Genomic DNA, 16001 nt, shown 5'->3' with positions numbered 1-16001 from the left:
CGAGACAGCCGAGGCCGGCCGGGGTGTGGAACAGCACGTGCAGCGGATCGGCGCCGAGGGCACCGCCCATCAGAAGAGCGAGGACCGGCAACAGGGCGAGCATCACGGCGGTGGACCTCGTGCCGGCCAACTGGGCGCGCAGATCCTCGCGTTGATCACGCTCCGCGGCGAGCGCGGCCCCGACCCGTTCGAGCCCGGCGGCCAGCCCGGCCCCGCCGTCGACGGCGACCTGCCAGCAAGCGGCCACTCCGGTCAGCCCCTCGGCCCCCGGCTGCCGACCGGCCTCCCGCAGGGCCGTCGGTACGTCACCGCCGAACCTCGCGGCCGCCGCGACGGCCGGCCATGACGGCCCCAGGCCATCCCCCGACACCGCCGCCACCGCCTCGCCGGGCTGCCGCCCCGCCCGCAGATCACCCGCGACGGTTCCGCACAACTCGATGACGGCATCCTCGCGTTGCGCACGCTCCCGCTGCCGCCGCCGGGCTGCCAGCCGGCGTCTCACCAGCGGAACAGCCGCCCCCGCCATGAGCAGGGGCAGGATCGACCCGCCGAGCAGACCGACGGCACACCCGGCCGGAAGACACCACAGTTCGCGCCGGCCCCGCACTGCGGCGAGCAGCCGCCCCGCGGCCTCCCGGAGCCGTGCCGGAAGGAGCGGCAAACGGGCACCGACCGCATTCCCACCCGCGAACAGCAGTCTCGCCCGGCGCAGTTCCCGCCCCCGCCGCACCGACGGCCGCACGGCGAACGCGGTCCCGAGCAGTGCTGTGGCCGTCAGCAGTGCCTGCGGTGCCGCCACCGGAACCGTCATGGCACGCCCCCGCTCCGTCCGCACAGCGCCGCGAGCCGGTCCCAGCCGGGCGCCCGCACGAAGCCCTCCGGGCCCCAGACCGCGGCCGGCACGGTGGTCACGAACCCGGCGCGGTCGCGGTCCAGTACGTGCACCTCGGCCACGCGCCGACGGCCGCCGCGGTCCCGCACGAGGTGGATGACCACCGACAGGGCCGCCGCCAACTGGCTGTGCAGCGCGGCCCGATCGAGCCCTGCCGTGGAGCCCAGGGCCTCCAACCGGGCAGGCACGTCGGCCGCGGCATTGGCATGGACAGTGCCGCAGCCCCCCTCGTGCCCCGTGTTCAACGCGGCCAGCAGATCGGTCACTTCGGGCCCGCGCACCTCCCCCGACCACCAGCCGGTCGGGCCGCATGCGCAGGGCCTGCCGCACCAGGTCCCGCAGAGTGACCAGGCCGGTGCCCTCCTGGTTGGCAGGGCGGGTCTCCAGCCGCACCACGTGCGGGTGGTCCGGGCGCAGCTCGGCCGAATCCTCGGCGAGGACGATCCGTTCGTCCGGCGCCACCAGGCCCAGCAGGCTCGACAGGAGGGTGGTCTTCCCCGACCCCGTCCCGCCGCTGATCACGAAGGAGAGCCGGGCGTCCAGCACGGAGCGGAGCAACTCCTGTCCGCCGGGCGGCACCGTCCCGGCCGCGGCCAGCTCGTCCAGGGTGAAGGCCCTCGGCCGCACCACGCGCAGCGAGAGGCAGGCCGACCCGACGGCCACCGGGGGCAGCACGGCATGCAGCCGGGTGCCGTCGGGGAGGCGCGCGTCCACCCAGGGGCGGGCGTCGTCCAGCCGCCGACCGGCGACCGCGGCCAGCCGTTGGGCGAGCCGGCGCACCGCCGCGGCGTCGGGGAAGGACACGTCCGCGCGCTGGAGGCCCGCTCCACGGTCCACCCACACCTGGTCGGGGGCTGTGACGAGGACGTCGGTGACCTCCGGTTCGGCCAGCAGCGGCTCCAGAGGCCCGCTGCCGACCAGCTCGGAGCGCAGCAGGGAGACGATGCCCAGCACCTCCGCGTCGCCGAGGAGCCGGCCCTCCTGACGCAGGGCCTCGGCCACCCGCGCCGGAGTCGGCTCGGCTCCCGTCACCGCCAGCCGCAGGCGCACGGCGTCCAGCAGCGCGGCGCTCATGCCGTCACGCCCTCGCCGTCGGGCAGCGCCCGCGCCCAGAACTCCGCGCAGAAGGCGGCCAGCGGCCCCCTGTCCGCACCCGGAGGCCGCCCCGCGGCCAGTGCCTGGGACAGGCCGGGATCGTCCGGCACTTCCCCGGCGAGAGGGAGGGAGAGAAGGCGGGCGATCTCCTCGCCGTCGAGCCCCGGTCCGCACGGCCCGCGGACCACCATCCGCAGGTCGCCCATCATCATGCCCACGGACAGGGTGACTTGGTGTGCGGCGGCGACCGCCCTCAGCTCGGAGGGCACCACCAGCAACCCCAGGTCCAGCTGCCCGAGCACCTCGGCGGACGTGCCGTCGGCACCGCGCGGCAGGTCGACGACCACCACCCCGCCCCGCCGGCGCGCCGCGGCCAGCACCGCGCGCACGGCCTCCGGCGGGACCACGGCGCAATCACCACGGTCCCAGCTCAGCAGGCGCAAGGCATGCGGCTCGGGCAGCGCCTCCTCCAGCGCGCGGCAGGCCACCCGCCCCCGGGAGCCGGCGAAGGCTGGCCACCTCAGCCCCTCGGCGCGCTCGGCCCCGAGCAGGACGTCGAGCCCGCCGCCCAGCGGGTCGGCGTCGATCAGCATGGTGCGCCGCCCGGCCCGGGCCGCCCCCACCGCGAGGGCGCAGGCCAGGGTGCTGGCTCCGGCGCCGCCCCGCCCGCCGATCACTCCCACGGTGAGGGCGGGCCCCTCCGCCTCCTCCACCGAGTCGGCGATCCGGTCGACCAGCCAGCCCTCGCCGTCCGGCAGCACCGCCACGTTGCGGGCACCGACGCCGAGGGCGCGCCGCCAGACACCGGGGTCGTCGGGATCCCGGCCGACGAGCACCACCCCCTCGCGGTGCGCGGCACCGGACAGGCGGTCGGCACAGTCGTCGCCGACCAGGACCAGCGGGGCGCCGGACCACTGCTCGGCCCGGACGGACGTCCCGTGGGCGACCTCGGGCAGGGCCCCGGCCGCCGCGCAGAGCCGCAGCAGGTCGTCGAGCACGCCCTCGTCCTCGGTGATGATCAATGGACCGCTCCGCCTCGCGGCGGCGGCCTTCCTCTCTTCTGCGACGGGTCCGTTCACGGCCCCTCCCCCTCTCCTGCGCGCCACACGACGCGCTCTCGCCTCCGCGGACATCGCGGAACTCGTGGGGAATCACCGTGCAGCCGACCGGGAAATCGTGTGGATCTTGGTGAAAAACTGTGGACAACTCAACGGTTGTGAATATCCCGCTCACCTATACCGGTGACTTCCACAGAGCAGTGCGGCGATTACGCACAGTTACGTGTATGAAGGAGGCGGGAGCGGCGCCGCGCGAGGCGCCCGACGGTCGAAGGAGGCCCGAGAGGATGCTCAAAACACATCCGGACATGCGACGACCCCCGCCGGGGGGGAGAGCGGGGGTCGTCCCCACGGCCGACTCGGGGGGGGGGAGGAGTCGGACCGGGTTAGACACGGTCGCGAACGATCCGTGACTTCCATGGTGTACCCGAGAGCCTTCTCAGGCAAACCCACACGCCTCAGCTTACGCCGAATGGAGGGCCCCTATGCTCGGCGGCGTGGAAAACCACTCCTTGCGCCGAACAGCCGCGTTCTTTGATCTGGACAAGACGGTCATTGCGAAGTCGAGCACGCTCACCTTCGGCAAGTCCTTCTACCAAGGCGGTTTTGATCAACCGGCGCGCCGCACTGCGCACCGCGTACACGCAGTTCGTCTTCCTGCTCGGCGGCGCGGACCACGAGCAGATGGAGCGGATGCGGAAGTACCTCTCCGAGCTCTGCCGCGGCTGGAACGTGCACCAGGTCCGGGAGATCGTCGCGGAGACCCTCCACGAACTCATCGACCCGATCATCTACGACGAGGCCGCCTCGCTCATCGAGGAGCACCACGCCGCCGGCCGCGACGTCGTCATCGTCAGCACCTCCGGCGCGGAGGTCGTCGAGCCGATCGGCGGACTCCTCGGAGCCGACCGCGTCGTGGCGACGCGCATGGTCGTCAAGGACGACGTCTTCACCGGCGAGGTGGAGTACTACGCGTACGGCCCCACCAAGGCCGAGGCGGTCCGCGAGCTCGCCGCCTCCGAGGGCTACGACCTGGCCGGCTGCTACGCCTACAGCGACTCGGCCACCGACATCCCGATGCTCGAATCGGTCGGCCACCCGCACGCGGTCAACCCCGACCGGGCGTTGCGCCGCGAAGCCGCCGCCCGCGATTGGCCGGTCCTCGCCTTCAACCGCCCGGTGCGTCTCAAACAACGGGTGGCGGCACTCCCGATGCCCTCCCGGCCGGCACTGCTGACCGCGGCCGCGGTCGGGGCCGTCGCGGCGGCCGTGGGGCTGTTCTGGCTGGCGAGCCGCCGCTCCCCCGCCAACCACTCTGAATGACCGTTTTGCGGCTAAAAGTAAAGAAGTGTGACTCAGCCTTCCGCTTACCCGGCCGGGGGAGTAGAAAGGAGTCAACGGCCCGCGAGACCAGGGACATCCGGGAGGACGCCCTCTTCGCAACATGGCCCCACGGACCGAGCACGGATGCCGGGCACCCACGCGACGCCGACCCGTCGATTACGGGCCAGTCGCATCAGGCGAGGCAAAGTTCCCCCGCCTGATGGACACCTTTCGTGCACGCACTGGTAACCCGGCGAACGTGCCAGTGGCGGTACCGGAAGCAAGACCGGTACCGCCGCAACATTGCGCCCACGCCGCGCACTTGCCGCTGCGAGCCCCCACTCACGGCTGCGCCCGGCCTCCGCGGACAGGCGCGATACCGACTTCCGCGTGCGGGGCGACATCGGGCCGGTCCGGGCGACGTCAAGCGGCGCCCCGCTGAAGGGCCTCACAGACCGCCGTGGACTCACGGGCCCCCAGCTCGGCCGCCCGGGCGCAGTGCGCGATCCAGGTGGCGACCCCCTCCGGCGTCCCGGAGGCGTACGCCCCGAGCGCGGACAGGTAGGCATCCCGCCCGAGTTCCGCGTGCCCCACCTCCGCGGGCAGATCGACTTGGGGTCGAGCCCGCTGCCGACCAGCACGATCCGCTCGGCCGCCCGGGCCACCAGCCCGTTGCAGGAGCCGAACGGACGCAGGGCCAGCAGCTCTCCGTGCACCACCGCCGCCGTCACCGGCGCGGGGGCCTCGCTGCCCGCGATCAACAACTGCGCCAGTCCTTCCAGCCGTCCCGCCATCTCCTCCGCGTCCGGCAGCGGCAGGTCGATCAGCGGTTCGTCGACGGTCTCGCCGCGCAGCCGGGGCCGCCCCACCGCGTCGTCCGGCTGGGCCTTCCCCGCGGCCACCAGATGCAGCCGGGCCAGCACCCGCATCGGGGACTGACGCCACACGCTCAGCAGCTGGCCCGCCTCGGCGGTCAGCCGCAACGCCGCCCCCACGGTGCGGGGTTCGCCCTCGCCGCCGAAGTCGGAACGGCGGCGCACCTCTTCGAGGGCCCAGTCCGCCCCGGAGAGCGCGGCCGAACCCCGCGCAGCGCGCAGCGCTGCCTCGGACGTCACTTCGTTGCTGCGGCGGCGCATCACCCGATGGCCGTACACCCGGTCCACACCCCTGCGTGCGGAATCCACGGAATCGGCGACGCCGGGGAGCGAGCCCAGGGCGGCCAGGGGATCGGCAGTCGTACTCATGAGTAAGACCCTACGCATTTCCCGCTCACACCCCTCGAAGGAGTGGTCTTCTTCACTCACCGACCTCACTTGCTGCACCTCCGCACCTACGCTTGGTGAACATGAAGATCGCTTTCGTAGGGAAGGGCGGCAGCGGGAAGACCACGCTGTCTTCGCTTTTCATCCGTCACCTCGCCGCCCGCCGCGTCCCGGTCGTCGCCGTGGACGCCGACATCAACCAGCACCTGGGCGCGGCGCTCGGACTGGACGAGGCCGAGGCGGCCGCCCTGCCCGCGATGGGCGCGCACCTTCCGCTCATCAAGGACTACCTTCGCGGCTCCAACCCCCGCATCCTCTCGGCCGAGACGATGATCAAGACGACGCCGCCCGGCCAGGGGTCCCGGCTGCTGCGGGTCGTCGAGGACAACCCGGTCTACGACGCCTGCGCACGGACCGTCCCCCTCGACGACGAGGCGTCCGTACAGCTCATGGCCACCGGCCCGTTCACCGACTCGGACCTCGGCGTGGCCTGCTACCACTCCAAGGTCGGTGCGGTGGAGCTGTGCCTCAACCACCTCGTCGACGGACCCGGCGAGTACGTGGTCGTCGACATGACGGCGGGCAGCGATTCCTTCGCCTCGGGGATGTTCACGCGCTTCGACATGACCTTCCTCGTGGCCGAACCGACGCGCAAGGGCGTGTCCGTCTACCGCCAGTACAAGGAGTACGCCCGGGACTTCGGCGTCCGTCTGAAGGTCGTCGGGAACAAGGTGCAGGGCCAGGACGACCTCGACTTCCTGCGGGACGAGACCGGCGACGACCTGCTCGCCTGCTTCGGCCACTCCGACTGGGTGCGGGCCATGGAGAAGGGCCGGCCTCCCCTCTTCGACCTGCTCGAAGGGGTCAACCGCGAGGCGCTGGGCACGCTCCGCGAGGCCGCCGACGCGGCCTACGAGGTCCGCGACTGGCACCGCTACACCCGCCAGATGGTGCACTTCCACCTGAAGAACGCGGAGAGTTGGGGAAACGCGAAGACGGGCGCCGACCTGGCGGCCCAGGTCGACCCCGCCTTCGTGCTCGGCGAGCCCCTGCCGGCTACCCCGCAGCCGGTCTGACCAGTACGGGCCTGATCCGCACGGGTTTGATCCTCGACGACTTGTCGTCGTCCTCGTCGTCGTCATCCTCGTCGTACCGGCCGGAGCCGCCGTCCGGATCGTGCGTCGAGGGCTCCTGCGACGACGGGGCGTGCCAGGAGGGCGCGTGCGGCGCGGGCACGTGCGGCTCGGACGCCGGGGTGTCGGCCAGGTGGGCCCAGCCGCGCCGCGGCGCCTCACCGACCTCCAGCCGGCGCAGCCGCGCGAGTACGTCGGGGTCCTGGGCGTCCAGCCAGTCGGCGAGCTGCTTGAAGGAGACGCAGCGCACGCCCTCCTTGGTGCAGACCCGGGCGATCACGCTCTCCACGGCCCGCATGTAGATGCCGCCGTTCCATGACTCGAAGTGGTCACCGATGAACAGCGGTGCGCGGTTGCCGTGATACGCCCGCTCGAAGCCGGCCAGCAGCCCGTCGCGCATCTGCCGGCCCCACGCGGCGCGCCGTGAGGGGTCGCCCTTGGTCGTACCCGACTGGTTGGCAAGGAAGTTGTAGTCCATCGACAGGGTTTCGAAGCCCCGGCCGGGGACGGGCACGTCCTGGAGCGGGAAGTCCCACAGGCCGCCGATCTTCGACGGCCAGACCTGTCGGCCGCCCGCCGAGCTGGCGTCGTAGCGGAAGCCCAGCTTCTTGGCCGCCCGGACGAGGTTGTGCTGGCCCTCCAGGCAAGGAGCCCGGCCGCCGACCAGTTCCTTGCCGTAGTCGAAGGGCAGGGGCGCCTCCTCCTTCAGGCCCGCGTTGGTCTTCCAGTGCCGCACCATCCACCTGGCCTGCCGGATCTCGCTCGCCCACTCCCCCGGCGTCCAGGTGCCCACCCCCCGGTCCGCGCCGCAGAAGTGCCCGTTGAAATGGGTGCCGATCTCGCTGCCGTCCAGCCAGGCGCCGCGCAGCTGCTCCACGGTGTCCCGTACGCCGCGGACGTCATTGAAGCCGATGTCCGAGGATCCGGGCGCGTGTTGGGGCGGTTCGTAGAGGTGGCGCTTCCCCTCGGGAAGCATGTAGACGCCGCTGAGGAAGTACGTCATCGTCGCGTGGTACTTCTTGCCGATCCTGCGGAAACGGGAGAAGAGCCGCTGGCTGTCCTCCCCGGCGCCGTCCCAGGAGAACACCACGAACTGCGGCGGCTTCTCGCCGGACGCCATCCGCCGAGGTCTGGGCTGGCGCGGCTGCGGGCCGGTGTCGGCGGTGGAGCCGTCGCCGAGCAGTCGCACCGGCCGTTCCACGGCCTTCGGACCGGCGGCCGCCTGTGGCCCCGGAACGTCCGCGCCGTCGTCCCCCGCACAGCCCGCGGCCCCGGCCGCCAGCGCCAGCGCGGCGAGGCCGCCCAGTGTGTGTCTCCATGCAGCCGCCATCAGGCATCTCACCCTTCGACCTGCTCAGCCGGTCCGGCGGGGGCCTCGCCGCCCTGATCCGCCGCCATTCCGGCCAACTTCGCACGATCAAAAGAAAAGATAAGTATGACAAGCCGAAAAAAATGAATATTCACTCCATAGGAGGAAGCTCCCGGTTGATGGGAATCGCCCCCCTTCCCTCCGACCTTTACTCTCCATTACGATTCGTTTACCGAGAGTTGATAACTCTCGCCACAGCCCCGCCACGCAGCCGCTCCGGCCGCTGCCCGCCGTGACCCCGGCCGTGCCTCTGGCCCCGGCCGCCGCCCGACGCAGACGGGACCCGACCATGCACGCTCGACCGACCCACCCCCCGCCGACCGACCGCGCCACGGCCGACCTCCTCGACCGCCCCCACCACCCCACGGTGAGGCGCGACTTGACCGCCTCGGTCACCCTGGCGCTGACCGCGGTCCCGCTCTCCCTCGGCATCGCACTCGCCGCCGGCGCGCCCCCGCGGGCCGGGCTGATCGCGGCGGCGGCCGGAGGCCTGGTCGCGGGCGGCCTGGGACGGGTGCGGCTGCGGGCCGGAGGAGCGGCCGTCGGGCTCGTGGCGGTGACGGCCGAGCTGGTGCAACGCTTCGGCTGGCAGGCCACCTGCGCGATCACCGTGCTGGCCGGGCTGGCGCAAGTCGCCCTGGGGGCCGCCCGCGTGGCCCGGGTGATGCCGGCCACGGGCCCGGTCGTCGCGCGCGGCGCGCTGGCCGGCATCGGGGTGATCATCGCGCTGGGCCAACTCCGCGTCCTGCTGGACGGCCGGCCGGCGGAGCAGCCGGGGAACCCCTGGGTCTTTCCCGGGGAGTTGCCCCCTCCGCACGCTCCGGCGATCCTGGCCGGCGCCTGCGTCCTCGCCGTACTCGCCGCGTGGCCGAGGCTGCCCGGCAGGGCCGGGCGCGCGGCCCGCACCGTGCCCGCCCCGCTCGCGGCCGTAGCGCTCGCCACCGCGGTCACCGCAGGTACGGATCTTCCCCGATTCCCGTTCCCTGACTGGCGTGTGGCACCCCTGCCCGCCCTTCCCGACGGCCCGGTCCTCGCGATCTGCGCCGCGGTGCTGACCATGGTCCTGGTGGCGGGCATGGAAGCGCTGACGCCCCCGGCGGGCGGCCGGGGAGCCGGGGAGCCGGACAGCGAGCTGGTCGGCCAGGGTTCCGCCACCGTCGTGTCCGGGCTGCTGGGAGGGCTGCCGGTCACCGGAGGAACGGCTTCCGGCGGCAGCGGGGCAGCACCCCTCGGCCGCAAGTCCGTGATCCTGTACGGGATGTGGGTGCTGCCGTGCGCGGCGCTGTGCGCCTCGGCGCTGGAGCTGGTCCCGGTCGCGGCCCTCGCCGCGCTGGTCCTCGCGGCCGGCGTACGGATGGCCGGGTTCCGGCACCCGGAGCGGATGCGGGGGCGCCGCGAGCTCATCCTCCACGTCTCCACCCTCGTCGCGGTCACGCTGTTCGGCGTCCTCCCGGGCACCGCCACCGGCATCGCCGTGGCCGCCCTGCTCTCCCTGCGCCGACTCGGACGCACCCGGATCACCGTCGCGGCGACGCAGGAGGGCCCCTATCAGGTGGCGATTCACGGCCAGTTGACGTTCTCGCGGTACCGAGGCTGCGCCGCGCCCTCCACCGCGTCCCGCACGGCGCCGGCGCGGTGGTGGAGCTGGACGGATCCTTCATGGACCATGCCGCCTACGACGCCCTGCACACCTGGTCGAACGGCCATCGCGCGCAGGGGGGTTGGGTCACGGTGAACGGGCGCTCGGGGCATTCCGTCACCGAGCCCTCCGACGGTCACGTCTGCCGGCCCTGGACCCCCTGGCGCAACCATCACTGCGTCCGCCCCCGCCGCGGCGGGGGACTCCCCCGGCGGCCGCCAACTGATCGCGGAGTGAGCGCGTTCCAGCGCTGACACGGCGCCCCTCGTCCGTGAGGAGCTGGCGCGGCTGGCCCGCGAGGGCCAGCAGCCGGCCAGCTCTTCCTGACCTGCGCCGACTCCCGGCTGGTGACCAGCATGATCACCTCCAGCGGCCCGGCGACCTGTTCACCGTGCGCAACGTCGGCAACATGATGCCGCCGCCCGGCAACGACGCCGTGTGCGACTCCGTCGCCGCCGCCGTGGAGTACGCCGTGGAGGTGCTGAAGGTCGCCAGCATCACCGTCTGCGGGCACTCGGGATGCGGAGCGATGCAGGCCTTGCTGGACACCGCCGCGCCGGGCGCCGACGCGGCCGCCCCGCAGACCCCGCTCGCCCGCTGGCTGCGGCACGGCCGGCCGAGCCTGGCGCGCATGCAGCGGATCGGCCGGCTGGGGCGCGGCGAAGTGGCCCTGGCCGAGCGGCCCGTGGCGGACGACATCGAACGGCTGGCGCTCGTCAACGTAATGCAGCAGCTCGATCACCTGATGGCGCACTCCTGCGTGGCCCGGCGCGTCGCGGAGGGGACGCTCCACCTCCAGGGCATGTACTTCCACGTGGCCGAGGCCCAGGCCTATGTGCTGGACCGACGGTCGCGCACCTTCGCCGCCGTACGGCCGGGAGTGCTCGATGCCGTCTGACCTCGGCCGACCCATTCCCATAGGTCTAAACCACCATTCCTCCGTCACCCCTTGTCAGGGTCCGCCCCCACCTGGTGAGCTATGCCCGGGACGCAACGGACCCCCTGGGAAAGGGAGATGTCGTGAGCAACGAAAGCCTGGCCAACCTCCTCAAGGAGGAGCGCCGGTTCGCACCGCCTGCCGCTCTGGCCGAGCAGGCCAACGTCACCGCGGAGGTCTACGAGCGGGCGCGGGCCGACCGGCTGGGCTTCTGGGCCGAGCAGGCGCGCCGGCTGAGCTGGCAGACCGAGCCGACCGAGACGCTGGACTGGTCGAATCCGCCGTTCGCCAAGTGGTTCGCCGACGGCAGGCTCAACGTGGCCTACAACTGCGTGGACCGCCACGTGGAGAACGGCCTCGGCGACCGCGTGGCCATTCACTTCGAGGGCGAGCCGGGCGACACCCGCTCGATCACCTACGCCGAGCTCCAGAGCGAGGTCTCCCGGGCCGCGAACGCCCTGCTCGAGCTGGGCGTCCGCCCCGGCGACCGGGTGGCGATCTACCTGCCGATGATCCCCGAGGCGGTCGTGTCGATGCTCGCCTGCGCGCGCATCGGGGCCCCGCACTCGGTGGTCTTCGGCGGCTTCTCCGCCGACGCCCTCGCGACCCGGATCAACGACGCCGACGCCCGCGTCGTCATCACCGCCGACGGAGGCTTCCGGCGCGGCAAGCCCTCCGCGCTCAAGCCCGCCGTGGACGAGGCCCTCACCCGCCCGGGCACCGAGAACGTCCGCAGCGTCCTCGTCGTCCGCCGCACCGGCCAGGAGGACGTCGCCTGGACCGAGGGCCGCGACGTGTGGTGGCACGACCTGGTGGAGCGGCAGTCCGACCGGCACACCCCCGAGGCGTTCGACGCCGAGCACCCGCTGTTCATCCTCTACACCTCGGGCACCACCGGGAAGCCGAAGGGCATCCTGCACACCTCCGGCGGCTACCTCACCCAGGTCTCCTACACCCACCACGCGGTCTTCGACCTCAAGCCCGAGTCCGACGTCTTCTGGTGCACCGCCGACATCGGCTGGGTGACCGGCCACTCGTACATCGTCTACGGCCCGCTCAGCAACGGCGCCACCGAGGTCCTCTACGAGGGCACGCCCGACACCCCGCACGGGGCCGCTGGTGGGAGGTCGTCCAGAAGTACGGCGTCACCGTCCTCTACACCGCGCCCACCGCGATCCGCGCCGCCATGAAGTGGGCGACGACATCCCGGCCGGGTACGACCTCTCCAGCCTGCGCATCCTCGGCTCCGTCGGCGAGCCCATCAACCCCGAGGCATGGGTCTGGTACCGCGAGCACATCGGCGCGAAACCGCACGCCCGTGGTGGACACCTGGTGGCAGACCGAGACGGGCGGCATCATGATCAGCCCGCTGCCCGGGGTCACCGAGACCCAAGCCCGGATCCGCGCAGGTGCCGGTCCCCGGCATCGCCGCGGACCGTGGTGGACGACGAGGCGCGCGAGGTGCCCGACACGGCGCCGGCGGCTACCTCGTCCTCACCGAGCCCTGGCCCTCGATGCTCCGCACCATCTGGGGCGACGACCAGCGCTTCCTCGACACCTACTGGTCCCGCTTCGAAGGGCGCTACTTCGCCGGCGACGGCGCCAAGAAGGACGACGACGGCGACATCTGGCTGCTCGGCCGGGTCGACGACGTCATGGCTCGTCTCGGGCCACAACATCTCCACCGACCGAGGTCGAGTCGGCCCTCGTCTCGCACCCGAGGGTCGCCGAGGCCGCGGGTCGTCGGCGCGACCGACCCCCAGACCACCCAGGCCATCTGCGCCTTCGTCATCCTGCGCGGCGAAGGGGAGAACGCGGACGAGGCCGCCCTGGTCGAGGAGTTGCGGGCGCACGTCGGCAAACAGCTGGGGCCGATCGCCAAGCCCAAGCGCGTCCTGCCGGTGGCCGAGTTGCCCAAGACCCGCTCCGGCAAGATCATGCGCCGGCTGCTGCGCGACGTCGCCGAGCACCGCACGCTCGGCGACGTGACCACCCTGACCGACTCCTCGGTCATGGACCTCATCCAGGCCAAGCTCCCGGCGGCTCCCGCCGAGGACTGACCCGAAATCCCGCACCCGTCAAAGGGCGTCCGGCTTCCGCCGGGCGCCCTTCAACCGTTCGGGCTAAAGTACAGAGGCAACGCGTATAAATCTCGACAAGAATCACAGGCGCGCCGGAAGTCTGGTCGGCACTCAGCACACGTGGCCCCACGTGTGTCAGTCGGTCGATCCCAGGAGGTCCCCACCGTGGCCGCGCCCAAGAACAACCGTTCCGTCTTCCTCGGCCGGCTGCCGCTGCCCGAGCGGAACTTCCTCGCGGACGCGCTGCGTACCGAGACCGTCGGCGGCGTCCTGCTGCTGGTCGCGGCCGTCGCCGCGCTGATCTGGGCGAACACCCCGATCAAGGACGGCTACGAGTCCATACGTGACTTCCATCTGGGCCCCGGATCGCTCGGCCTGAACCTCTCGGTCCAGCACTGGGCCGCCGACGGACTGCTGGCGGTCTTCTTCTTCGTCGCCGGCATCGAGCTCAAACGGGAACTGGTCGCCGGCGAGCTGCGCAACCCCAAGGCCGCCGCCCTCCCCGTGGTCGCCGCACTCTGCGGCATGGCCGCCCCCGCCCTCGTCTACGCCACGGTGGCCACCACCGGCGGCGGCTCCCTGAAGGGCTGGGCCGTCCCGACCGCCACCGACATCGCCTTCGCGCTCGCCGTCCTCGCGGTCATCGGCACGGCACTGCCGTCGGCGCTGCGGGCGTTCCTGCTGACACTGGCCGTCGTCGACGACCTCTTCGCGATCCTCATCATCGCGATCTTCTTCACCTCGACGCTGAACTTCGCCGCTCTGGGCTTCGCCGTCCTGGGCCTCTTCGTCTTCTGGCTGCTGCTGCGCAAGGGCGTCCGGGGCTGGTACATCTACGTCCCGCTGGCCGTCGTCAACTGGGCGCTGATGTACAACAGCGGCGTCCACGCCACCATCGCCGGCGTCGCCATGGGCCTGATGCTGCGCTGCCACCGGCACGACGACGAGCAGGAGTCCCCCGGCGAGCACATCGAGCACCTGGTGCGCCCGCTCTCGGCCGGCCTGGCCGTGCCGATGTTCGCGCTCTTCTCCGCCGGGGTGGCGATCTCCGGCGGAGCGCTGTCGGACGTCTTCCGCGAGGCCGGAGACGCTCGGCGTCGTCCTCGGCCTCATCGTCGGCAAGGCGATCGGCGTCTTCGGGCGGCACCTGGCTGGCCGCCCCGGTTCACCCGCGCCGAGCTCAACCCCGACCTCAAGTGGCCCGACGTGCTTGCGGTCGCGTCACTGGCCGGCATCGGCTTCACCGTCTCGCTGCTCATCGGCGAGCTGGCCTTCGGCGGCGACCCGGTGCTGATGGGCGAGGTCAAGGCGGCGGTCCTGGTCGGTTCGCTGATCGCGGCCGTCCTCGCGAGCATCCTGCTCAAGCTGCGCGACAACAAGTACAAGAAGCTCTGCGCCGACGAGGACCGGGACGAGGACCAGGACGGCATCCCCGACATCTACGAGCAGGGCAACCCCGACTACCACCTGCGCATGGCCGCGCTCCTCGAGGCGAAGGCCGCCGAGCACCGCCGCCTGGCGGAAGTCACCTCCGGGCGCACCACCGACGACGATGGTCCGGCATGATCTGAGTGTCTTCACATCCGCTGAAGACGGGCGGAACACCCACGGAAGACCCGTGGGGGACCGCGGAAGACCCGCAGACGACGGAGCGACGACGATGAGGGAGCAGCGATGAGCGCAGCCGACGACGGTGCCGACCGCAGCCTCGGCCAGCTGGTGGCCACGGCCACCACGGAGCTGTCCGCGCTGGTGCACGACGAGATCGCGCTGGCCAAGGGCCGAGCTGCGCGAGGACGCCAAGCGGGTCGGCATCGGCGGCGGCGCGATCGCCGCGGCGGGCGTCCTGGCGCTCTTCTCGCTGCCGGTGCTGAGCTTCGCGGCGGCCGTACGGGATCCACAGCACGGGGCTGGGCCTCGCCTGGTCGTTCCTGATCACCGGCGGCGCCTTCCTGGTGCTGGCGGCGCTGCTGGGACTGCTGGCCGTGCGGAAGTTCAAGAAGATCAGCAAGCCGGAGAGGAGCCTGGCCCTCGGCCAAGGAGACGGCGGCGGTCCTGGGTACGGTCAAACCTCACCCCCGTCCTCTGAAGGACGCGGGCCAGGCGGGCGCATCTGTGACACGCTCGTCCGTATGACGGTGCCCGATACCTCCGCAGCGCCCGCGTCCCCCGGCCCCGAAGGGGCTCCGGACCCCGCTGTTCCGGCGGCCGTCGCCGCGTCTCCCACGGAGGTCGTCCGCCCCGACGGGCCGTGGACGCACCGGGACGTCGCGGCGAACGGGGCGCGGTTCCACATCGCCGAGATGGGCGAGGGACCGCTGGTGCTGTTGCTGCACGGCTTTCCGCAGTTCTGGTGGACGTGGCGGCACCAGATGCCGGCCCTGGCGGAGGCCGGATTCCGGGCGGTCGCGATGGACCTGCGCGGAGTGGGCGGCAGCGGACCGCACCCCCCGGGTTTACGACCCCGCGAACCTGGCCCTGGACATCACCGGGGTGATCCGCTCGCTGGGCGAGCCGGACGCGGCGCTGGTCGGGCACGCCCTGGGCGGCTACCTGGCCTGGACGGCCGCGGTGATGCGGCCCAAGCTGGTCCGCCGGCTGGTGGTGTCCTCGATGCCGCACCCGCGGCGGTGGCGCTCGGCCATGCTCACCGACGCGCAGCAGACGGCCGCGGGCTCCGCGGTCTGGGGCTTCCAGCGGCCGTGGCTGCCGGAGCGCAGGCTCGTCGCGGACGACGCGGCGCTGGTGGGACGGCTGATGCGCGACTGGTCGGGCCCCCGGCTGCCGGACGACGAGGCGGTGGCGGTCTACCGGCGGGCGATGACGATCCCGTCGACGGCGCACTGTTCCATCGAGCCGTACCGGTGGATGGTGCGGTCGATGGCACGGCCGGACGGCATCCAGTTCAACCGCCGGATGAAGCGGCCGGTGCGCGTGCCCACGCTGCATGTCCACGGATCACTCGATCCGGTGATGCGCACGCGCAGCGCCGCCGGATCGGGCGAGTTCGTGGAAGCGCCGTACCGCTGGCGGCTCTTCGACGGGCTGGGGCACTTCCCGCACGAGGAGGACCCGGCGGCCTTCTCGACGGAGCTGATCGGCTGGCTGAAGGACCCGGAGCCGGACCGGTAGGCGCCCGGAGCCTCCGGTGTCGCGCCCCCGCAGGTCCGACGCCCGACAGACAATCTCGAACATTTGACCGACGAATGGCC

At 72.4% G+C, this 16001-nt stretch carries 6 protein-coding genes and 6 pseudogenes; 7 read left to right on the top strand and 5 right to left on the bottom strand.

What is annotated here, in order from left to right; genetic code table 11:
• The 3 genes and pseudogenes from ABD794_RS15205 to ssd all read right to left on the bottom strand — a co-directional run.
• On the bottom strand, window positions 1–526 hold a 526-nt coding region (locus ABD794_RS15205; protein ID WP_344963814.1), incomplete at its 3' end, for a type II secretion system F family protein.
• Between the two features lie 281 nt (window positions 527–807).
• Window positions 808–1966 (bottom strand): annotated as a pseudogene (locus ABD794_RS15200) (TadA family conjugal transfer-associated ATPase).
• The gene (gene ssd, locus ABD794_RS15195) at window positions 1963–3066 is read right to left on the bottom strand and encodes a septum site-determining protein Ssd (protein ID WP_344963807.1); all 1104 of its coding nucleotides are present in this window, start codon (window positions 3064–3066) and stop codon (window positions 1963–1965) included. Before ssd ends, ABD794_RS15200 begins: the two are co-directional and overlap by 4 nt.
• Window positions 3067–3579: 513 nt before the next feature.
• Between ssd and ABD794_RS15190 the strand changes: the two genes are divergently transcribed.
• Window positions 3580–4368 carry an HAD family hydrolase gene (locus tag ABD794_RS15190; RefSeq protein WP_344963805.1) on the top strand — a complete coding sequence of 263 codons (789 nt, stop codon included), beginning with the start codon at window positions 3580–3582 and terminating at the stop codon, window positions 4366–4368.
• A 423-nt stretch (window positions 4369–4791) separates the two neighbouring features.
• On the opposite strand, the pseudogene ABD794_RS15185 reads toward ABD794_RS15190, so the two are convergent.
• Window positions 4792–5612, bottom strand: a pseudogene (locus ABD794_RS15185) (Fic family protein).
• Window positions 5613–5713: 101 nt separating this feature from the next.
• On the opposite strand from ABD794_RS15185, the gene ABD794_RS15180 reads away from it, so the two are divergent.
• Window positions 5714–6706 carry an ATP-binding protein gene (locus ABD794_RS15180; protein ID WP_344963803.1) on the top strand — a complete coding sequence of 331 codons (993 nt, stop codon included), beginning with the start codon at window positions 5714–5716 and terminating at the stop codon, window positions 6704–6706.
• On the opposite strand, the gene ABD794_RS15175 is transcribed toward ABD794_RS15180, so the two are convergent.
• The gene (locus tag ABD794_RS15175; protein ID WP_344963801.1) at window positions 6687–8093 is read right to left on the bottom strand and encodes a polysaccharide deacetylase family protein; all 1407 of its coding nucleotides are present in this window, start codon (window positions 8091–8093) and stop codon (window positions 6687–6689) included. The genes ABD794_RS15180 and ABD794_RS15175 overlap by 20 nt on opposite strands.
• A gap of 328 nt (window positions 8094–8421) precedes the next feature.
• Between ABD794_RS15175 and ABD794_RS19020 the strand changes: the two are divergent.
• The 5 genes and pseudogenes from ABD794_RS19020 to ABD794_RS15140 all read left to right on the top strand — a co-directional run bounded on the left by ABD794_RS19020 (window position 8422) and on the right by ABD794_RS15140 (window position 15921).
• Window positions 8422–10669, top strand: a pseudogene (locus tag ABD794_RS19020) (carbonic anhydrase).
• 122 nt (window positions 10670–10791) lie between these two features.
• A pseudogene (gene acs, locus ABD794_RS15160) lies at window positions 10792–12768 on the top strand (acetate--CoA ligase).
• 186 nt (window positions 12769–12954) lie between these two features.
• A complete protein-coding gene (locus ABD794_RS15155; RefSeq protein ID WP_344963796.1) occupies window positions 12955–14355 on the top strand; it encodes a Na+/H+ antiporter NhaA in 1401 nt (466 codons plus the stop codon).
• A gap of 108 nt (window positions 14356–14463) precedes the next feature.
• Window positions 14464–14925: pseudogene (locus ABD794_RS15150) on the top strand (phage holin family protein).
• Window positions 14922–15921: pseudogene (locus ABD794_RS15140) on the top strand (alpha/beta fold hydrolase). Before ABD794_RS15150 ends, ABD794_RS15140 begins: the two co-directional pseudogenes overlap by 4 nt.
• Window positions 15922–16001: the final 80 nt, after the last annotated feature.

The sequence above is a fragment of the Streptomyces thioluteus genome (assembly GCF_039535865.1).
The sequence above is the reverse complement of the archived record's forward strand: the minus strand, read 5'-3'. Positions and strand labels throughout refer to the sequence as shown.

Coding starts and splice junctions, on each gene's coding strand:
- ABD794_RS15180 (WP_344963803.1), top strand. CDS start 5,714: ATGAAGATCGCTTTCGTAGGGAAGGGCGGCAGCGGGAAGACCACGCTG.
- ABD794_RS15175 (WP_344963801.1), bottom strand. CDS start 8,093: ATGGCGGCTGCATGGAGACACACACTGGGCGGCCTCGCCGCGCTGGCG.